Origin of the sequence: Lonepinella sp. BR2357 (genome assembly GCF_051851525.1) — a bacterium.
GTDB lineage: Bacteria > Pseudomonadota > Gammaproteobacteria > Enterobacterales > Pasteurellaceae > Lonepinella.
The window spans coordinates 19,688-40,656 of record NZ_JBPDVG010000003.1 but is presented as its reverse complement, the minus strand read 5'-3'; the positions used below and the strand labels follow the sequence as shown (position 1 = coordinate 40,656).

Annotated in this window: 20 protein-coding genes; 9 read left to right on the top strand and 11 right to left on the bottom strand. The window is 42.6% G+C overall.

Translation table 11 applies throughout. The annotated features are described in order from the left end of the window. Positions 1-96: 96 nt before the first annotated feature. Positions 97-1,308, top strand: coding sequence for an MFS transporter (locus ACTG7L_RS02365; protein WP_439287345.1), 1,212 nt, complete (start codon positions 97-99; stop codon positions 1,306-1,308). A 126-nt stretch (positions 1,309-1,434) separates the two neighbouring features. Then, positions 1,435-3,270, top strand: a complete 1,836-nt coding sequence (locus ACTG7L_RS02360) for an ABC transporter ATP-binding protein (protein WP_439287344.1) — start codon at positions 1,435-1,437, stop codon at positions 3,268-3,270. Positions 3,271-3,381: 111 nt separating this feature from the next. On the opposite strand, the gene ACTG7L_RS02355 is transcribed toward ACTG7L_RS02360, so the two are convergent. The 8 genes from ACTG7L_RS02355 to pyrR all read right to left on the bottom strand — a co-directional run bounded on the left by ACTG7L_RS02355 (position 3,382) and on the right by pyrR (position 11,562). After that, positions 3,382-3,741 carry a diacylglycerol kinase gene (locus tag ACTG7L_RS02355; protein ID WP_439287343.1) on the bottom strand — a complete coding sequence of 120 codons (360 nt, stop codon included), beginning with the start codon at positions 3,739-3,741 and terminating at the stop codon, positions 3,382-3,384. 21 nt (positions 3,742-3,762) lie between these two features. Continuing rightward, positions 3,763-5,994: a GTP diphosphokinase gene (gene relA / locus ACTG7L_RS02350; protein WP_439287342.1), complete on the bottom strand. Its 2,232-nt coding sequence runs from the start codon at positions 5,992-5,994 to the stop codon at positions 3,763-3,765. Positions 5,995-6,003: 9 nt separating this feature from the next. Further along, on the bottom strand, positions 6,004-7,326 hold the full coding sequence (rlmD, locus tag ACTG7L_RS02345; RefSeq protein ID WP_439287341.1) for a 23S rRNA (uracil(1939)-C(5))-methyltransferase RlmD: 1,323 nt from the start codon (positions 7,324-7,326) through the stop codon (positions 6,004-6,006). Position 7,327: 1 nt separating this feature from the next. Continuing rightward, positions 7,328-8,038, bottom strand: a complete 711-nt coding sequence (gene recO, locus ACTG7L_RS02340) for a DNA repair protein RecO (protein WP_439287457.1) — start codon at positions 8,036-8,038, stop codon at positions 7,328-7,330. A 111-nt stretch (positions 8,039-8,149) separates the two neighbouring features. Then, positions 8,150-8,965 carry a bis(5'-nucleosyl)-tetraphosphatase (symmetrical) ApaH gene (gene apaH, locus ACTG7L_RS02335; protein WP_439287340.1) on the bottom strand — a complete coding sequence of 272 codons (816 nt, stop codon included), beginning with the start codon at positions 8,963-8,965 and terminating at the stop codon, positions 8,150-8,152. A 121-nt stretch (positions 8,966-9,086) separates the two neighbouring features. After that, positions 9,087-9,944, bottom strand: a complete 858-nt coding sequence (rsmA, locus tag ACTG7L_RS02330) for a 16S rRNA (adenine(1518)-N(6)/adenine(1519)-N(6))-dimethyltransferase RsmA (RefSeq protein ID WP_439287339.1) — start codon at positions 9,942-9,944, stop codon at positions 9,087-9,089. A gap of 63 nt (positions 9,945-10,007) precedes the next feature. Beyond that, the gene (locus ACTG7L_RS02325; protein ID WP_439287338.1) at positions 10,008-10,955 is read right to left on the bottom strand and encodes a peptidylprolyl isomerase; all 948 of its coding nucleotides are present in this window, start codon (positions 10,953-10,955) and stop codon (positions 10,008-10,010) included. 70 nt (positions 10,956-11,025) lie between these two features. Continuing rightward, the gene (gene pyrR, locus ACTG7L_RS02320; protein WP_439287337.1) at positions 11,026-11,562 is read right to left on the bottom strand and encodes a bifunctional pyr operon transcriptional regulator/uracil phosphoribosyltransferase PyrR; all 537 of its coding nucleotides are present in this window, start codon (positions 11,560-11,562) and stop codon (positions 11,026-11,028) included. A 139-nt stretch (positions 11,563-11,701) separates the two neighbouring features. Between pyrR and rdgB the strand changes: the two genes are divergently transcribed. The 5 genes from rdgB (at position 11,702) to serA (ending at position 15,844) form a co-directional block, all read left to right on the top strand. Continuing rightward, complete coding sequence (gene rdgB / locus ACTG7L_RS02315; RefSeq protein ID WP_439287336.1) at positions 11,702-12,295, top strand: RdgB/HAM1 family non-canonical purine NTP pyrophosphatase; 594 nt, start codon at positions 11,702-11,704, stop codon at positions 12,293-12,295. Positions 12,296-12,304: 9 nt separating this feature from the next. Continuing rightward, the gene (locus ACTG7L_RS02310) at positions 12,305-12,628 is read left to right on the top strand and encodes a YbjQ family protein (RefSeq protein ID WP_386692412.1); all 324 of its coding nucleotides are present in this window, start codon (positions 12,305-12,307) and stop codon (positions 12,626-12,628) included. Next, complete coding sequence (gene hemW / locus ACTG7L_RS02305) at positions 12,628-13,782, top strand: radical SAM family heme chaperone HemW (protein ID WP_439287335.1); 1,155 nt, start codon at positions 12,628-12,630, stop codon at positions 13,780-13,782. The genes ACTG7L_RS02310 and hemW overlap by 1 nt, the downstream gene beginning before the upstream one ends. Before the next feature lie 113 nt (positions 13,783-13,895). Then, positions 13,896-14,555: a ribose-5-phosphate isomerase RpiA gene (gene rpiA, locus ACTG7L_RS02300; RefSeq protein WP_439287334.1), complete on the top strand. Its 660-nt coding sequence runs from the start codon at positions 13,896-13,898 to the stop codon at positions 14,553-14,555. Between the two features lie 56 nt (positions 14,556-14,611). Next, the gene (serA, locus tag ACTG7L_RS02295) at positions 14,612-15,844 is read left to right on the top strand and encodes a phosphoglycerate dehydrogenase (RefSeq protein ID WP_439287333.1); all 1,233 of its coding nucleotides are present in this window, start codon (positions 14,612-14,614) and stop codon (positions 15,842-15,844) included. Between the two features lie 68 nt (positions 15,845-15,912). Here serA and hda read toward each other — a convergent pair whose 3' ends face one another. The 3 genes from hda to upp form a co-directional block, all read right to left on the bottom strand. After that, entirely contained in the window at positions 15,913-16,605 is a 693-nt protein-coding gene (hda, locus tag ACTG7L_RS02290; protein WP_439287332.1) for a DnaA inactivator Hda, read from the bottom strand. Positions 16,606-16,656: 51 nt separating this feature from the next. Then, positions 16,657-17,895 (bottom strand): nucleobase:cation symporter-2 family protein, encoded by a 1,239-nt coding sequence (locus ACTG7L_RS02285; RefSeq protein ID WP_439287331.1) that lies wholly within the window; start codon positions 17,893-17,895, stop codon positions 16,657-16,659. A gap of 91 nt (positions 17,896-17,986) precedes the next feature. Beyond that, positions 17,987-18,613: a uracil phosphoribosyltransferase gene (upp, locus tag ACTG7L_RS02280; protein WP_439287330.1), complete on the bottom strand. Its 627-nt coding sequence runs from the start codon at positions 18,611-18,613 to the stop codon at positions 17,987-17,989. 176 nt (positions 18,614-18,789) lie between these two features. On the opposite strand from upp, the gene ACTG7L_RS02275 reads away from it, so the two are divergent. Both ACTG7L_RS02275 and cpxA read left to right on the top strand, forming a co-directional pair. After that, on the top strand, positions 18,790-19,530 hold the full coding sequence (locus tag ACTG7L_RS02275; protein ID WP_439287329.1) for a response regulator: 741 nt from the start codon (positions 18,790-18,792) through the stop codon (positions 19,528-19,530). Positions 19,531-19,565: 35 nt separating this feature from the next. Next, positions 19,566-20,954 (top strand): envelope stress sensor histidine kinase CpxA, encoded by a 1,389-nt coding sequence (cpxA, locus tag ACTG7L_RS02270; protein WP_439287328.1) that lies wholly within the window; start codon positions 19,566-19,568, stop codon positions 20,952-20,954. The last annotated feature ends 15 nt before the right edge of the window (positions 20,955-20,969 follow it).

Genomic DNA, 20,969 nt, shown 5'->3' with positions numbered 1-20,969 from the left:
ACGCCCTAAAATAGCGCCAATTTCCATGCTGGAAATGAAAAACACCCTCCTTTTTAACTTTAAATGTTGCCTGTGAGCAACAAAAGGACGTACATTATGACAACACATCATGTTGATAAATATGGCTGGAAAGCCTTATTCGGATCGGCCGTCGGTTATGCCATGGACGGTTTTGATTTACTTATTCTTGGTTTTATGCTCACGGCCATTTCGGCTGATTTAGCTTTAACGCCCGCACAAGGTGGCTCATTAGTCACTTGGACCCTTATTGGTGCCGTGGCTGGTGGGCTGATTTTTGGTGCATTAAGTGATAAATATGGCCGTGTGCGAGTGCTGACATGGACAATCGTGCTATTTGCCGTGTTCACAGGACTTTGTGCCTTTGCACAAGGTTATTGGGATTTACTGATTTATCGCACCATTGCGGGTATCGGTTTAGGTGGCGAATTCGGTATTGGCATGGCATTGGCCGCCGAAACATGGCCCGCTCGCCATCGAGCCAAAGCCTCGTCGTATGTGGCGTTAGGCTGGCAAATTGGCGTACTCGCTGCGGCATTATTGACCCCGTTATTATTGCCTGTTATCGGTTGGCGAGGGATGTTCTTAGTGGGCATTTTCCCTGCCTTTGTGGCGTGGTATTTACGAGCCAAATTACATGAACCCGACGTTTTTGTGAAACAACAAGCCATCACGAATAAACCCAAAAAATCGCCATTTACATTATTGGTGAAAGACAAAAATACCGCCAAAGTCAGCCTCGGCATTGTGGTTTTAACTTCAGTACAAAACTTCGGTTATTACGGCATTATGATTTGGTTGCCGAACTTTTTATCCAAACAACTCGGTTTTAGTTTAACCAAGTCTGGTCTTTGGACCGCCGTCACCATTTGTGGCATGATGGCGGGCATTTGGATTTTTGGCCGGTTAGCGGACGCTATTGGACGTAAGCCAAGTTTCCTGATTTTCCAATTAGGGGCTGTGATCAGTATTGTGGTTTATTCTCAATTAACTGACCCAACGGCGATGTTGTTTGCAGGCGCATTATTAGGTGCCTTTGTGAACGGCATGATGGGCGGTTATGGCGCATTAATGTCTGAGGCCTATCCCACCGAGGCTCGTGCCACGGCGCAAAATGTATTATTTAATATCGGACGTGCCGTGGGCGGTTTTGGCCCGATTGTTGTAGGCGCCGTGGTATCCGCTTATTCATTCCAAATTGCTATTGCGTTTTTAGCCACGATTTATGTGTTAGATATGTTGGCGACATTATTTTTAATTCCAGAACTTAAAGGTAAGGCGTTGGAATAATTAATTTTTATTGAACTCATGCACCCACCTTAAAAAGTGCGGTGCTTTTTTATCACGTTTTGCGTTATAATATCACCAGATTAAGGCAACTTTCCTCGTTGCCTTTTGTTTTATAAGGAAAGCACGATGTTTAATAAAATATTTTCTTGGTTTGAAAACCGCATTAACGCCTATCCTGACAGTCCCCCTAAAACCCCCGAAAAAGGATTATGGCGTTTTTTATGGTCAAATTTAGAGGGAACAAAGGCGTGGATTGCATTTTTCTCATTTTTAACCATTGGCATTGGGGTAATGGAAGCCTTGATGTTTCAATTTATGGGGAAACTTGTAGACTGGCTAGGAGCCTATACACCCACCACCCTTTGGGCAGAAAAAGGCCCTTATTTAATCGGTATGTTGCTGATTCTTATTTTAAGTATCGGCTGGACATTCCTCACTTCCACGGTACGCTTGCAAACCTTGCAAGGAGTTTTCCCCATGCGGTTGCGTTGGAATTTCCACCGTCTTATGCTTGGGCAAAGCCTCACTTTTTACCAAGATGAATTTGCCGGACGAGTGTCTGCCAAAGTGATGCAAACCGCATTGGCTGTGCGTGATACCGTATTAACGGTAGCAAACATGGTCATTTATGTAGGCGTGTATTTTATTACCTCTGGCGTGGTCTTGGTGGCTTTTGATAGCTGGTTTCTTGTGCCATTTTTGATTTGGGCTGTGATTTTCGGCGGTATTTTATATTATCTCATTCCTAAATTAGCCAAAACTGCCGAACATCAAGCGGATGCTCGCTCACTGATGACGGGACGAGTTACCGATGCGTATTCCAATATCGCCACCGTAAAATTATTTTCGCACGGTGAGCGTGAGGCGGCCTATGCCAAACGTTCTATGGAAGAATTTATGGTCACGGTCCACGCCCAAATGCGGTTAGGCACAAGCCTAGATGTATTAACTTATGCGAGCAATATCTTCCTAACTCTCAGCACCGCCGTTTTAGGTGTGGTACTTTGGCAACAGGGGGCCGTTGGTGTCGGGGCCATTGCGACCTCCACCGCCATGGCATTACGAGTCAACGGTTTGGCGCATTGGATTATGTGGGAATCCGCCCGCTTATTTGAAAATATTGGTACGGTGAATGATGGTATGGAAACCTTATCCAAACCCCATACGATTGTCGACAAACCGAATGCCACGGCATTGCAAGTGAGCAAAGGGGAAATTCATTTTGATCATGTGAGTTTCGCTTATTCCCCTGAAAAACAGCTACTTCAACACTTTGATTTAACCATTAAAGCGGGAGAAAAAGTCGGTTTAATTGGCCGTTCAGGCGCAGGGAAATCCACCATCGTCAATTTACTCTTACGTTTTTACGAACCGCAACAAGGCACCATTACCATTGACGGTCAAAATGTCCTTGATGTACAACAAGAAAGTCTACGTAGCCAAATTGGCTTGGTGACGCAAGACACTTCATTATTACACCGTTCCGTGCGTGAAAATATTATTTATGGTCGCCCCAACGCCACCGAACAAGATATGCTGAATGCCGCCCAGCGTGCCGAAGCAGCAGATTTCATCCCGTTATTGAGTGATGCAAACGGTCGCCGAGGCTATGATGCACATGTGGGTGAACGTGGCGTAAAACTGTCAGGCGGACAACGCCAACGTATCGCCATTGCTCGTGTGATGTTAAAAGATGCCCCAATTTTATTGCTTGATGAGGCCACCAGTGCCTTAGACAGCGAAGTGGAAGCGGCGATTCAACAAAGTCTGGATAAAATGATGGAAAACAAAACCGTGATCGCCATCGCCCACCGTTTATCCACCATTGCCGCAATGGATCGTTTGATTGTGTTAGATCAAGGACAAATCGTCGAACAAGGCACCCATGCGGAATTGTTGGCTAAAAATGGCTTGTATGCGAAGTTATGGCAACATCAGAGCGGGGGATTTTTGGCAGAGTAAACATCGGGACTGGAATAACAATCCGCCGGCAAAATGTACGGATTGTTATTGCAAAACTACGATGATTTCTTCAACGCTTTCGCAGAACATTATCAAATGTCGCCCTAAACATTACCCCAAAATCATCACCGCCCAAACCACCACAAAATTCACAATCGCCACAAACACCGCTGCCGATCCTTGATCTTTGGATCTGCCTGACAGTTCGTGGCGTTCTGTACCAATGCGATCAATGGCACATTCCACCGCACTGTTGAGCAATTCTGCCACTAATACGATCAAATAAGATCCCAGCATAAATGCCAGTTCAACTTTATCTTTTGCCAACCAAAATGCCAACGGCACGATAAAAATGCCTAAAAATAACTCGTGGCGAAAAGCGGCTTCGTTTTGCACCGCACTTTTTAAGCCTTGCAAGGAATAGCGAGTGGAATTGATTAAATGGGTCAAGCCCGTGGTTTTGTCTGTCATTGTTTTCTCTATAAATAAGGGTTAAATTCGTTTGACGTCAATCACATCGTCCAGCAACGCAAGGCGAGCCAGCACTTTGCTTAACATCTCGACATTGCTTAATTCCAGTTCAAGATCGATGGTGGCAAGTTGGCGTTTTTTGTCGGTGCGGCTGGAGACACCGTTGACGTTGATTTTGTCGTTGGCTAAAACCGTCGTAATATCACGCAATAAACCGTTGCGATCACTGGCAAGCAAACGCACGTTAATATTAAAGGAGCCTGCTAATTTTTCGCCCCAGGTGGTATCAATCACACGAGCTTCGTTGGCAGCACGGAGCTTTTTCAGCTGTTCACAATCGGCACGGTGAATAGAAATCCCCCGACCTTGGGTGATATAACCCACAATTTCATCCCCTGGGATCGGTTGGCAACAGCGTGCAATATGGTGCATTAAATTGCCCACACCATTGACCACCACATAACCTTGCTTATCGGATTTCTGCTGCGGATTCACAGCACTTTTTTGGTTGCTCTTTTGGCTAACGTGACGCAAAATTTCTTCGTCCGCTTGCTGTGCAGTGGGTTTTACCAATTTACTTTGCAGGAAATTCACCAAATGGTGCAATTTAATATCGCCATTGCCGATACCGTTATATAAATCATCGAGCTGTTTCAAATTATAACGGGGCAAGGCATATTGTTCTGCTTGCTTGGTGGTGACACCGATACGGTTTAGCTCATTTTCCAAGGCTTCTTTACCCAACGGAATATTTTTATCCCGATCCAGCTTTTTAAACCACGCCATAATTTTGGAGCGGGCCTTAGCGGTGTGGGTAAAGCCTGAATTTGGGTTCAACCAGTCTCGGCTTGGGTTGGGATTTTTCTGGGTGATAATTTCCAGCTGATCGCCCATTTGTAATTGGTAGGTAAACGGCACAATCCGCCCTGCCACTTTCGCCCCAATACAACGGTGTCCCACATCGCTATGAATGGCGTAGGCAAAATCCAACGGTGTCGAACCGGTTGGCAAATCCACCACTTCGCCTTTCGGGGTGAACACATACACACGGTCGTCAAACACCTGCGTCCGCATTTCTTCCAGCATTTCGCCGCTGTCCACAATATCCGCTTGCCACGCTAACAGTTTGCGTAACCACGAAATTTTTTCTTCGTAGGCAGACATCGATCCTGTGGTGCCTTCTTTGTATTTCCAGTGGGCAGCGACCCCAAGTTCAGCATCATTGTGCATTTGATGGGTGCGAATTTGCACTTCAATGGGTTTATCACCTTCGCCTAACACCACGGTGTGAATAGACTGATAACCGTTCGGTTTCGGGTTGGCAATATAATCATCAAATTGTTCAGGCAAATGGCGATAATGGGTGTGCACCACGCCCAGTGCGGTGTAACAATCTTGCAAATTTTGCACCAAAATCCGCACCGCCCGAATGTCGTATAAGCCATCAAACGCCAGATGTTTTTTCTGCATTTTCCGCCAAATGCTGTAAATATGCTTCGGTCGTCCGTACACATCCACCATATCAATAGTTTCGTGCAAATAGCCTGACAGTTGGGTGACAAAATCTTGAATATATTGCTCACGATCTAAACGGCGTTCGCCGAGTTTATGGGCGATAATCCGATATTGCTCCGTTTGCAAATTGCGGAAACAATAATCTTCCAATTCCCATTTCAACTGCCCAATGCCTAAACGGTTGGCAAGGGGGGCATAAATATTGCTACATTCTTTGGCAGCCGCAATTTTTTCCGCTTTGGAATAGCGTTTATCCGCATCTCGCAAATAGGTAATGCGTTCAGCTAACTTAATGATTACACAACGGAAATCGTCCACCATTGCCAACAGCATACGGCGGATATTGTCAATTTGCAGATTATTATCGGATTGGTTGGCGTTGAGTTGGCGGATGTTGTTCATCTCCAACACGCCTTTGACTAATTTACTGATTTTGCTACCAAAATCTTCTTTAACTTGCTCTAGCGTGACAATTTTGGCGTGTACCACAGGGAACAACATTGCGGCAAGCAAAGTGTCGCCGTCCATATTCAAACTGTGCAGAATTTCTACCATTTCCACGCCATCACGCAGATACCAATGGCTATTTAAGAAAAGCTGTTCCGCATTGGCTCGGGCGTATTGCCACGCCTTAGTGAGATCCTGTTCAATTTGCACAGGCAAATCTAAATTTTCACACCAGTGGTGAATATTAAAATCCTTCGGATTTAATAAATGAGAACCACGCACCGCAACCATAATCTTTCCTTATTTTTTCTCAAACAGCGAGATACTTTCCAAATGTCCTGTGTGGGGAAACATATCAATCATCGCTACTTTACGCAAGCGGTAGCCCGATTGCAACAGTTTTTCGGCATCTCGCACCAAGGTGGCAGGATTGCACGAAATATAGAGTATTTTTTCCGCTTGCAACTGGCACAACCCATCAATGGCAAACGACGCACCGCTACGGGGCGGATCGAGCAGAATTTTATTAAATGACACCGTCGCCCAAGGCTGATTTAAAAATGGCTGATCCAAATTGCCTTGCTCAAATTGGACATTCTGACAGCCATTTTGTTCCGCATTTTTACGCGCTTTCGCCACCATTTCCGCTACGCCTTCCACGCCAACAACAGTCTGCACTAACTGGCTGATCGGCAAGGTGAAATTGCCCATTCCGCAAAATAAATCTAACACATTATCGCTGGATTTCAGCTCCAACCAATCCAACGCCGTTGCCACCATTTGCTGATTTAACACACGGTTAATTTGAATAAAATCCCGAATATCAAACTGGAGCGACAATTCCCCCAAGCGATAAAATGGCGGTTCGCCAAAGACCTGCTGAATTTGCGCATCATCTTGCACAAACAGCATTAACCGTTCTTGCTCGGCAAATGCCAACAACAAAGTGAGGTCTTTTTCGCTTAAATTTTGGCGATGTCGTAACAACATTGCCACGCCATTATCGGCGGCGGTTAGTTCAATATGCCCGAGTAATTTCGGTTGAGAAAACTGATTTAACAGGGTTCGTAATTTTGGCAATAAGCGATCTAAGGCTGGCTCCAACACATCACATTGCAAAACATTGACAATTTGCACCGCACTTTTTTGCCGAAAGCCCATTTCCAGCTGTTTGGTTTTCGGATTCACATTCAAACTCAACCGCACTCGGCGACGATATTGCCAGCCTTCGCCCACGATCATCGGCATAAATTCAACACCTTGCGGTTGCAATTTTTCCAGCCGTGAAAACAACGCTTGTTGTTTAGCAAGCCGTTGCATTGCCAACGGAATATGCTGACTTTGACAGCCGCCACAGGCTTGATACACCGCACATTGTGGCGATTGGCGTTCAGGATTGGCACGCAAAATGTTGGTCGCCACCGCTCGCCCGTATTGGCGTTTTTCTTCTACCACCCGAACTTGCACCCTTTCATCAGGCAACGCATTTTCCACAAACCACGTTTTGCCCTGCAATTTCGCCACGCCCAAGCCTTGATAATCCAAAGATTGAATATCAAGGGTCAAGTGCGGTGTTTTTTCTTGCGGTTTTGGTTTTTTGGGTTGCGTGTAAAATAATGCCATACTAGTTCAAATACAAAATCTGTTGCGAAAATAATTCCCGACTTTTCAACGGTTTATTGCCTAAATAGGGTTTCAATGCCATTCGGGTAAAGCGTTTGGCGGCTTTTAAAACATCAGGGTCATCAAAAATCAACTGCTCAAAGGCTAACAAATCGCGTCCGTAAAAGGTTTGGTTGTTTTTAATCAAGGACGCAATAAAGCCTTTTTCTTCCCGATATTGATAGGTCATTGTGCTGTCCACTGGCAAGCCCGATCCTGCACAATGCCCAAAATCCACGCCATAGCCTAAAATTTGCAATAACTGAAATTCAAAGGTGCGTAACGCAGGCTCAACATTTTCCGCTTGAGCCAATGCCATTAAACATTGCAAATAATACTGAAATAACAACGGATTAGGCGTTTCCTGTTCGATCACCCGACACAGCAATTCATTCACATAAAAACCACTAAACAACGCCGTTTGTTGCAACGGAAGAGCAATCGCCGCTGGCTCGGCTTTGGTCAAGGTTTTCAACTCGCCTTTACCCGACCAACGCAACAACAACGGCGTAAACGGCTGTAACACGCCTTTCCACGCAGACTGTTTGCGTCTTGCCCCTTTCGCCAACACAGTCAACCGCCCTGTTTCTTCGGTAAATAAATCCACTAACAGACTGGTTTCACTGTACGCTCGGCGGTGTAGCACAAAGCCCCGTTGCCAATTTTCGATGATGTTTTCTCCGTTGAAAAATATTGGCGTATTTTAGCAGAAATTGGAGCGGATGGATTGTGATTTATGAAATTGTGAGAGAATTTATTTGAGAAAAAAGCGAGAAGTGCGAGCCTATTTTCCCAAACTCCCCTGCACAAAATACCGCTGATCTTCCCAACGTAACAACGTCATTCGATTACCCCATGCACAACCTGTATCTAAGGCATAAATATTGCTCGGTGTGGGTGTATCCACCAGACTTGCCCAATGTCCAAAAATAATATTTTCGGTTTGGAATAATGGATTATCGCATTGATACCATGCCATTAATTCGGTTGGAGCTTGATCTAACGGCACTTTACAATCAAAATCCAACCTATGATCCGCATAGCAAAAACGCATACGGGTGAACACATTAATAATGTAACGTAAACGATCAATACCCGTTAATTCAGACGACCAACGATCAGGATTGCTGTCATACATTTGTTTGAGTAAATCCGCATAGTGGTCGGATTGTAAAACCGCTTCAACTTGTTTGGCACATTGTTGAGCTGTGTTTAAATCCCAGTCAGGTGAAATTCCTGCGTGAACGAGAGTAAAATTCAGTTTTTCATGGTGAATAAATAAGGGCTGATGACGTAGCCAATCCATTAATTCAGCAAAATCAGGGGCAGCAAAGATGGCATCTACTTTATCTCGAGCGTTGACTTTTTTAATCCCCAGTGCGGTGGAAAGTAAATGTAAATCATGATTGCCTAATACCGTATGACCACGTTGCCCTAGAGACTTAGCAAAGCGTAAACATTCAAGGGATTTATCACCACGAGCAACCAGATCACCAGTGAAATAAAGTTCATCTTGCGTGGCATCAAATTGAGCTTGTTCTAACAAAAGTTGCAATTCATCATAGCAACCGTGTAAGTCGCCGACAAGGTAAGTTGACATTTTTTATTCCTTTACTGCCTCTCCCAGTGGGAGAGGAGGGAGAAAATCCAACGGATTTTCGGGAGGTGAGGGGGTAAATTGCCCCTCACCCTAACCCTCTCCCAAAGGGAGAGGGGATTGATTATATTTCACCAATAATTTCTATTTTTTCTTCCACTGGTGGATTATCATATAACCAGTTGGCTAATCTGGCATAATCCGCAATACTCAAATTTTCTGCACGCGCATTTAAATCCACCCCAAGTGCGGTGAGATTTTCCGCAGAAAATAGCGTTGATAAGGCATTACGCAAGGTTTTACGGCGTTGATTAAAGGCTTGACTGGTCACACGATTTAACCAATACAGATCTTTCACTGGATTTGGCAAAATCTGATGGGGAATTAACCGTACCACTGCGGAATCCACTTTCGGTGCAGGTTTGAATGCCGTTGGTGGTACTTCTAATACGGGCATGACTTGGCAAAAATATTGTGCCATAATCGTAAGCCGTCCATAAGCCTTGCTATTCGGTGCCGCACACAAGCGTTTGACCACTTCTTTTTGTAACATAAAGTGCATGTCTTGGATTTTGTCGTGGAATTTGAATAGGTGAAACATTAACGGTGTCGAGATATTGTAGGGTAAATTACCAAATACCCGTAATTTTTGCCCTTTCTCCGCCAGTTTTTCATCATCATACAATTTGCCAAAATCAAATTGCATCGCATCGGTTTCAATCACCTTTAATTTTTGATGTAAAAAAGGATGATGGCGTAAGCGTTCTGCGAGATCTCGGTCTAATTCGACGACGGTTAACTGATCTACTTGCTCACCGACAGGTTCGGTTAATGCCCCTAAGCCAGGTCCAATTTCCACTAAATATTGATCTTTTTGTGGATAAATCGCAGATACAATGCCTTGAATCACATTGTCATCATGTAAAAAGTTTTGCCCGAAACGTTTTCGTGCGGTATGGCCTAAATGTCGTTTTGAATTCATGAGTTATCTATTATTGACAGTAAAATAAAAAAGGTGGGCGATGGCCCACCTCAGACAAATGGTTTATTTAACAAGATATTGAATATTCGCCCCTTTACGCAAGGCTTTTACCCAGTCTTTGGATTCTTCTTGTAGTTGTTGATTGACTAAAGTTTCATAGGCTTTTTGGTGGAACGTGTTTTCACTGGCTTCCCCTTGTTTGCTGTCAGTTACTTCTAAAATATGCCAACCAAATTCAGTTTTAAATGGTGCAGTAATGGTTCCTTTTTTGGCTGTCGTGACTTGTTTAGCAAATTCTGGTACATAATTATCTGCCGGAGCAAACCCTAAATCACCACCATTGGCACCGGATAAATAATCTTTTGAATAATCTTTAGCGGCAGCTTCAAAACTTGTTTTGCCCGACATAATATCCGAACGCACTTTAGTTAATTCCGCTTTGGCCTGAGCATCATTCAATAATGGATTTAATTTTAACAAAATATGACGCACTTTATAATGTGTCGTGGTTAACACTTGCTGATTGCCACTTTGTTTAGCCTGCTCCCACATCTGGTGGCTCAATGCTTCCACTTGTTCACGGCTAACATCAATATATTTACCGATACTACGGTTACGTACTTCTGACATTAACAGCTGATTAGCAATGTTATTGCGGAATTGTTGCAAGGAGATACCCTGATAATCTAACGCATCCAGTAACTGACCATAGGTTAACCCATTTTGTGCGGCAATATTACGTACAATTTGATCCACATGAGCTTGATTAACTTTCACCCCAGATTCTTTAATGGCTTTTTGCACGAGCATATCATCAATAATGCTATCTAAGGCCTTAGTTCGATTCACTTCGGTATTGGCTTTGCCACCAAGTGCATGTTTGACTTGGCTTTCTAAAATTGGCGTACCATCAACGGTGGCAACCACTTGTTCAACAGCTTGCACACTGGTTGAAATGGCTAATACGCTGATAGCAACAAGAAAAATTGATTTTAAAGCATGAAGTTTCATAGTTATCCATTCATAAAAGTTAATTAAATACAACCTGTTAGAGTACAGGTTGAGCAAAAAGTTCCCACCGCTATTTTGACAGCAAAGTCACATTGTAGCAACTATCAAATTTCATGGTGCGTACTTGTATCTTTTCATGTCGGCTGGTTGGCACATTTTTGCCCACATAATCCGCTCGAATCGGCAATTCACGGTGCCCACGATCCACAAAAATCACCAATTCGACTTTAGCTGCTCGCCCAAAATCCACTAAGGCATCAAGTGCTGCTCGAATTGTCCGCCCAGTAAATAAGACGTCATCCACCAAAATAACGGTTTTATTCTGAATGTTAATGTAATCAGAAGAACCTTTATAGACAGGGATTTGGCTCGGCTCAGCATATTCTAAATCATCACGATAAAAAGTAATATCTAAATCAAATGAAGGCAGTTGTTGTTGGGTTAACTCATTAATTTTACGTTTAATTAATTCCGCAATCTCAGCTCCACGACGTTTAATGCCAACGATAACCAGTTCATCCAAATCTGCATGTTTTTCAATAATTTCATGAGAAATGCGAGAAATCGTTCGCATAAACTGGTCTTCATCAATGATGATTTTTTCCATACAAAAACCTTGTTTTGAAATTAAGTAAAAATAAATTGCTATTACTATAGCAAAAATTCAAACAAAAATGACCGCACTTTGATGAAAAAATCTTTATAATAGGGAAAAAATACGCAAATAATAAAAAATGGAGAGAAAAATGACGCAAAAAGTGGTTTTGGCAACAGGCAATCCAGGCAAAGTAAAAGAGATGTCGGACGTGTTAGCGGATTTTGGCTTTGAAGTGATTGCTCAAACGGATTTAGGGATTGAAAGCCCCGAAGAAACAGGCTTAACCTTTGTGGAAAATGCTTTATTAAAAGCTCGCTATGCGGCGAAATTATCAGGCTTGCCAGCCATTGCAGATGACAGCGGATTAGTGGTTGCTGCATTAAATGGTGAACCCGGTTTATATTCTGCCCGTTATGCCGGAACCAACGGTGACGATCAGGCGAATCGTCAAAAATTATTGCGAGCATTAGCCGATGTCCCCACCGAACAACGTCAAGCCAAATTCGTCAGTTGCATTGTGTTATTACAACACGAAACCGATCCAAGCCCGATTATTGCAGAGGGAGAATGTTTTGGTCAAATTGAGTTTGTGGAAAAAGGATCAAACGGTTTTGGCTATGACAGCTTATTTTTTAGCCCAGAAAAAAATTGTACTTTTGCAGAATTAGAGCCTACGGAGAAGAAAAAAATTTCCCATCGAGCCAAGGCTTTAGCCGTATTAAAAATGAAATTACAAAAATAAGGAAAAACCATGTTAGTGACCACAACAAATTGTATTGAGGGCAAGCAAATCGTTGAATATAAAGAATTAGTGTTTGGCGAAGTAGTGGCTGGAGCCAATTTTATTCGTGATTTCTTTGCCGGATTAACGGATATTTTTGGCGGACGTTCAGGCTCTTATGAACGTAAATTAACCAGTTCACGCCAAGAGGCATTAAATGAAATGATCGAAAATGCACAACGTTTAGGGGCAAATGCCGTAGTCGGTGTCGAAGTAAACTATACGTCCATCGGTTCGGGTTCAAAAAGTATGTTTATGATTACCGCTAGCGGTACTGCGGTGATTGTACGTTAATGGCTCAACTGACCTTACCGCCATTAAGTTTATACGTGCATATTCCTTGGTGTGTCCAAAAATGCCCTTATTGTGATTTTAATTCCCATGCACAAAAGAGCGAAATTCCAGAAAGGGAATATGTACAACATCTGTTAACCGATTTACAACAAGATCTTGAACGTTTGAAAGACAGCGTACAGGATCGTTGTTTACATTCCATTTTTATTGGTGGTGGCACACCGAGCCTATTTTGTGCGGAAAGTATTCATCAATTATTACAGGGGATTGAGCAACAGATCCCCTTTTCGCCAAATATTGAAATCACCTTAGAAGCCAACCCTGGCACCGCCGAGGCAGAGCGTTTTAAGGGTTATGTCAAAGCAGGCGTAACACGCATTTCAATGGGAATTCAAAGTTTTAACGATGAAAAATTACAAGCGTTAGGACGTATTCACAATGCAGACGAAGCCAAAACCGCGGTGCAATTTGCCAAAGATTCTGGGTTAAAAAGTTTTAATTTAGATTTAATGCACGGCTTGCCGAATCAGACGTTGCTACAAGCATTAGATGATTTACGCCAAGCTATTGCCCTAAACCCACCGCATTTATCTTGGTATCAGCTCACTATTGAACCCAATACGATGTTCGCTTATCGCCCACCACGTTTGCCTGATGATGACGAACTTTGGGATATTTTTGAACAAGGACATCAATTATTGACCGAAGCAGGTTATCAACAATATGAAACCTCCGCCTATGCCAAACCAGATTTCCAATGTCAGCATAATTTAAATTATTGGCGTTTCGGTGATTATTTGGCGATTGGTTGTGGCGCCCATGGCAAAATGAGTTTTACCACAGGTGAAATCTTGCGTTACAGTAAAACCAAACACCCCAAAGGTTATATGCGTGGTGAATATTTATATGAACAAAAAAACGTGCCTGAAATTGACAGCCCTTTTGAATTTTTTATGAATCGTTTTCGCTTGTTGGAGGCGGTGCCGAAAAGAGAATTTGAGCAATTTACAGGGCTACCGCAAAGTGCGGTGCAAAAACAGATAGATTTTGCTGTTCAAAAAGGTTTCGTCATCAATGCCAGCGAGTATTGGCAAATCACGCCACAGGGTAAGTTATTTTTAAATGAATTATTGGAATTATTTTTGCCAGATTGATATGAATGGTTTTATCACTGGCTATGCAATAATTTCCTGTATGATTAGCTTGTCTATCAGGCTTTTTAGTATTAAAGTGTAGCAATCGTTTTACCAAAAACTAAGGATTAAAAATGGATCAACTCGAACTGAAAAAACAAGCAGCGAAAGCCGCTTTGCAATTTGTGAAACCTGATATGATCGTGGGCGTGGGGAGCGGTTCCACGGTGAATTGTTTTATTGATGTACTTGGCACTATGGCAGACCAAATTAAAGGTGCTGTAGCCGCATCAAAAGCCTCCGAAGAATTATTACGTCAGCAAGGTATTGAAGTGTTCAGTGCCAATGATGTATCGAGCTTAGATATTTATGTAGATGGTGCAGATGAAATTAATCCACAAAAAATGATGATTAAAGGCGGTGGTGCAGCGTTAACCCGTGAAAAAATCGTGGCATCATTGGCGAAGAATTTTATTTGTATTGTCGATAGTTCAAAACAAGTTGACGTGTTAGGTTCAACCTTTCCTTTGCCTGTGGAAGTGATTCCCATGGCACGTTCTCAAGTGGCACGTAAATTGGTCGCTTTAGGTGGCTCACCAGAATGGCGTGAAAATGTGATTACAGATAATGGCAATGTCATTTTAGATGTCCATAATTTTAAAATCCTGAATCCAGTAGAAATGGAGAAAACATTAAACAATGTGGCGGGTGTGGTGACGAACGGTATTTTTGCGTTAAATGCGGCAAATACTGTAATTATTGGCACGCCAGAGGGTGCGAAAATTATTAAATAAAGCACCGCACTTTTTCTTTCATTTATTAAAAACACAACATCATTAGGAAGGCAAATATGACAAACAAAGTGTCTTTAGACAAATCAAAAATTAAGTTTTTATTGCTCGAGGGCGTACATCAAAATGCGTTAGATATTTTGAAATCCGCTGGTTACACTAATATTGAATACCACAAAAAAGCCCTTGAACCTGACGAACTGAAAAAAGCGATTAAAGATGCCCATTTTGTGGGATTACGTTCTCGCACCAATCTCACCGCTGATATTATTGCCGAGGCCAAGAAATTGATTGCGGTGGGTTGTTTTTGTATTGGCACCAACCAAGTGGATTTAAAGGCGGCGAAAGCTCGTGGGATTCCAGTATTTAACGCCCCATTCTCAAATACACGTTCCGTAGCGGAATTAGTATTAGGCGAAATCCTATTATTAATGCGTAATATTCCAACCGCCAACGCTCAGGTTCACCGTGGCGAATGGAATAAAAGTGCGGTGGGTTCGCGAGAAGTGCGGGGCAAACGCTTAGGCATTGTGGGCTATGGCCATATTGGTTCGCAATTAAGTATTATTGCGGAGTCCTTAGGTATGAATGTATTTTTCTATGATGTGGAAACCAAATTGCCGTTAGGGAATGCACAACAAATTTCTTCACTAGAAGAATTATTAAGCACCAGTGATATTGTGTCATTGCACGTCCCTGAATTGCCATCTACTAAAAACCTAATGAATGCGGAACGCATTGCACAACTGAAGAAAGACTGTATTTTTATTAACGCAGCTCGTGGTACGGTGGTGGACATTGACGCTTTGGCCAAAGCCTTAGAACAAGGTCATATTCGTGGTGCAGCCATTGATGTGTTCCCTGAAGAACCGGCTTCCGCTGATGAAGTATTTGAGTCACCATTACGTCAATTTGATAATGTGATTTTAACCCCCCATATCGGTGGTTCAACGACGGAAGCACAAGAAAATATTGGGACGGAAGTCGCCAGTAAATTTGTCAAATATTCTGATAACGGTTCAACCCTTTCTTCGGTGAATTTCCCAGAAGTGTCTTTACCAGAGCATACTGGCACCAAACGTCTATTACATATTCACCACAATAAACCGGGTGTGTTAAATAAAATCAACCAAATTTTTGTGGAAGGAAATATCAACATTGCCGCACAATATTTACAAACCGATCCGCAAATTGGTTATGTGGTGATTGACGTAGAAACCGAAAATACCGAGGGTTTATTAACTAAACTCAAAGCCATTGATGGCACTATTCGGGCGAGAGTATTGTTCTAATACTCGCAGAGAAAACACCGCACTTTTCCATGATTATTGAGAAAGTGCGGTGTTTTTTTACGTAAAATTTACAACCCTAAAATCTCTTTCACAAAGGGAATCGTTAATTTGCGTTGTGCTTGTAATGAGGCCTTATCTAATTTTGCGACGGCCGTAAATAAGCTGTGCATATCTCTATCTAAACGTTTGATTAAGAAATTTGCGGTATCTTCGGGTAACTCAATGCCAAGCTGATGGGCGTTTTGCTGTAAGGCTTGGATTTTTTGCGTTTCGTTGAGTGGGTGAAGTTGATAGATTTCCCCCCAACGTAAACGTGAGGCGAGATCGGGTAATTTGACGGGGAGTGCAGTGGGGGATTGATCACCACTAATGAGTAAAAGTGCGGTGCCTTTTTCTTTGATTCGGTTAAATAAGTCAAAAATAGCCAGTTCCCAGTCGTGATGACCGATAACGGCTTGTAAATCGTCGAGGCAAATGACATCTTGTTGTTCGAGATTGTCTAAAACTGCGGTGGAAAAATGGGCATATTTACTTAAAGGGACGTAAATGCTGTAACGATTCTCGGCCAGAATATAATTGGTTACGGCTTTGAGTAAATGGCTTTTGCCACTGCCAGCGGTTCCCCAAATATAAAAGAATGATTGTTGTAATTGTTGGAAATTTTTGTGCAACGAGTTGAGCAACAATAGGTTATTGTCGCCGTAAAAATTTTCTAAGGTTTCATCATCAAGATGATGAATGGGGAGAGAAAGTTGTTGCACAAAAAATCCTATCAATTTCCCTCTCCTGTTGGGAGAGGGATAGGGTGAGGGTTATTCGACTTTATTTTCCGCTTTTGGTAACACCAAGTTAAGAATAATGGCCACGATAGCACATAAGCTGATGCCTTTGACCGAAAGTTCGCCCACGTTGACGAACATACCGCCGATACCGAAACTCATGACCACAGAAATAATACACAAGTTACGAGCCTCTGTCACATCTACTTTAGCACGGATTAAGGTACTCATTCCTACTACGGCAATAGAGCCGAACACCAACATCATAATACCGCCCATGACGATGGTTGGAATGGTAGAAAGGAATGCGCCTACTTTGCCACAGAATGAAATAGCAATGGCCCAAACGGCGGCCCATGTCATAATATTGGGGTTGAAGTTGCGCGTTAACATCACAGCACCCGTGACTTCTGCATAGGTGGTATTTGGTGGGCCACCTAATAAGGAGGCGGCAGATGTGGCTATACCGTCACCCAATAACGTGCGGTGTAAACCCGGTTTTTTTAGGAAATCTTTGCCCGTCACAGAGCTAATCGCCATAATACCGCCCACGTGTTCAACCGCCGGTGCAATGGCAATAGGCAGTAAGTATAAAATGGCCTCCAGTTTAAATTCTGGCGTGGTGATTTGAGGTAAGCTAAACCAAGCGGCGTCATATACCGGTTGGAAATCAATTAAGCCTAAGCATAAGCATAAAATATAACCAACTGTAATACCGAACATAATCGGAATCAGTTTCATAATCCCTTTGGAGAACACGGCTACGCATAGCGTGGTAAGCAAGGTGACTAAAGATACCAACACGGCTAAGTCATATTCATAAACTTGCGTCACACCGTCTGGTTTACCCACGGCCATATTTACTGCGGTCGGTGCAAGCCCCATACCGATAATAATGATCACCGGCCCCACGACCACAGGTGGGAAAATGCGCTCTAAAATACCCGCCCCCCGTAATTTTACCAAGGTACTTAAGGCAATATAGACTAAACCGGTACAAGCCAAGCCACCCATTGTCACGGCAATGCCCCAAGTTTGTACGCCGTATTGAATTGGGGCGATAAACGCAAAGGAGGAGGCGAGGAAGATCGGGACTTGTTTACCGGTGCAAAGTTGGAATAATAATGTCCCTAACCCTGCGGTTAATAGAGCAGTATTCGCATTTAAGCCCGTGATTAATGGCACAAGAACCAAGGCACCAAAGGCGACGAATAACATTTGTAAGCCCACAAAGGCTTGTTTAGTTTTACTTTGAATTTCAGGTGTTGTCATAGTTTTTTACTTCAATAAGCGGCCAAAGCTCACTGACCTTGCACCGCGGTTGCAGAAAAATGCCCTTGATAAAAATCAAAGGCATCAGGATTTATTTCGTTCCAAAAATCTTATCACCCGCATCACCTAGGCCGGGGATAATGTAACCATGTTCATTTAAATGGTCATCAATGGAGGCAGTGTATAATTCAATATCAGGGTGAGCTTGTTCTAAGGCTTTCAAGCCTTCAGGCGCAGCGACCAACACTAACACTTTAATTTGTTTGCAGCCTTTTTGTTTTAACAAATCAATGGTGGCAATCATCGATCCACCGGTGGCTAACATCGGGTCAACCACGATAGCTAAACGTTCTTCTAAATCACTGGCGAGTTTTTGGAAATATGGCACAGGCTCTAAGGTTTCTTCATTACGGTACATACCAACTACGCTAATTCTGGCACTTGGAATATGTTCCAACACACCGTCCATCATGCCTAAACCGGCACGTAAAATTGGCACCACGGTAACTTTTTTACCTTTAATTCTATCGACCTTAACTGGACCACACCAACCATCAATGGTGACATTTTCCACTTCTAAATCAGCGGTGGCTTCATAAGTTAACAAACTCCCCACTTCCGTGGCTAATTCACGAAAGTGCTTGGTGCTGATGTCAGCCATACGCATTAAGCCTAATTTATGTTTGACTAAAGGGTGTTTTACTTCGACGATTTTCATAGGAGATCCTTACTTAAAATTTGCAAGAGAATTTGCAATAGATAAATCTTGTGGATTTTAAAAGATTTTGCATAAAATTAACAGCAGAATTTTTTATTTTGTGTTTCTTTTTTTTATCGAAATAGATTAAAATTGAATCTCCTTGAGAAGCCGTTAAACAAGTTGGAGAGAAAACTGTGCCTTTATTATTAGTTGATGATGACCAAGACATTCGTTCTTTATTAGTGGACTTGTTATCTTTGGATGGATTTAAGGTGGACGAGGCGGAAAATGGCCTAGTGGCATTGGGAAAATTAGCCGATAATCAATATCAATTGATTTTACTTGATGTGATGATGCCAGTAATGAACGGGATTGAAACCTTAAAAGAGATTCGTAAATGCTATAATACGCCGGTATTGATGCTCACTGCACGTGGTGATGATTTAGATCGCATTCAAGGCTTGGAATTAGGCGCAGATGATTATCTTGCTAAACCATTCAACGACCGAGAATTGCTCGCACGTATCAAAGCTATTTTACGCCGTACCGATTCAAGTTTTACTGTCGGTACACGGCATATCGTTAATTTTGAGGGTTTCGTATTAAATACCGCCACCAAACAAGCCAGTTATAACGGCCAAGATTTAGATCTTACCACCACAGAATTCGGCTGTCTTGAGCTGATCATTGCCAACCTGAATCAAACGGTCAGTAAGGATGATCTCAGCATGAAAGTATTGGGTAGAACCCTGTCTCCGTTTGACCGTTCTATTGATATGCACATGTCGAATTTACGTAAAAAATTGCCTCCACGAGAAAATGGCGATCTGTGGTTTAGAACCTTGCGTGGGCGAGGCTATGCCATGTTCTCCGATGAATTTTGTGATAGACATGGTGATAATGCCGCCAACGAAAATCACGGGGGGGGGGGTTAACAATATGATTTATAAGGAAAAAATAAATTGGTGGAATGATGTTCAAAGTAATACTTAATTCACTCTCAGTTAAAATCTTTGCCTTATTCTGGTTCATTTTTGCGCTATTATTAGTGTCGGCGTTTTTTATTCCACAATTAGATACTCGTTTGTATATCGCCTTAAATTCTAAGGAAGTGAATAAATACCATCAGGACATTATTAATGCGGTGCGTTCCCAGCAATTTTCTCGCTTACTGGTGACACCAGAGGTATTTATTGAGGAACAATTAAATTCATCTCGGCCGGTGTTGGTGGACGAAGCGAAAAATATTATTGGTGCGAAAGAAAATGAACTCGGCTATATTCAAGATTTCATGAAATATTCGACAGATTTATTACGCCCACAGCGGAAAACATTTTATGACCTGTCAATTGCCGGCCCCTTTAGCATTCACCTAAATAGCGATGAACAGCAATATTCCTATTTTGCGTATTTTATCACCTATGTCGATCCACAAAAGGAAATTGCTAACTATATTTTTGACCGCCCATTTTTGTTATTAATCTTGTTAATGCTTGTTTCTACGCCAATTTTAGCATGGCTTGCTTACAATTTAACCGAGCCAATTCGCCGTTTACAACGTGCCGCAAACTCCGTTGCTACAGGGGATTTTCGGGTTAATCCAGAGTTGGAAAAAACCGGCGTAGTCGAATTACGCCAAGTAGGACGAAGTTTTAATCAGATGTCACAATCCTTGGCAACCCTGATTAATACCCAACGGCAAATGATGTCTACCGCCTCACATGAGTTGCGTACACCGTTAACACGCATGCAATTAGCCGCCAGCTTAATACGACGTAAAATGGGGGACAGCAGCGAATTGCAACGTATTGAAAATGAAACTAATCGATTGAATACGATGGTAAGTGATTTATTATTAGTTTCGGCGACACAAATTAAAAATAGCGCCTATCGAGAACATATCAAGTTGCCAGAAATGTGGCAAGATGTGCTACAAGATGCTTGGTTTGAGGCGCAAGAACTTAATATCCAAATGCAAGTACGGCAACAAATTAAGTCCCCAGAAAATTACCAAATTTATGGCAATTTAGAGGGGCTATCAAGTATGTTGGAAAATGTGATCCGAAATGCCTTGAAATATACCCATTCGTTGATTGAGGTAAATTTTTCTGTGCAAGATAATACGCTGTTGATTCAGGTTGATGATAATGGTGAGGGATTATCGCCAACGGAATATGAGCGGATCTTTTCGCCGTTTTATCGGGTTGACGAATATCGTACACAGCAAAAAACCGGTACAGGATTGGGATTAGCAATTGTCCAAAATACCGTGCAATCCCATCAGGGCAAAGTCTGGGCCGAAAAAAGCCCATTAGGCGGTTTACGTATCACCATCAAGTTACCCCTTTGGCAAAATTAAACGACACGCTTTTCT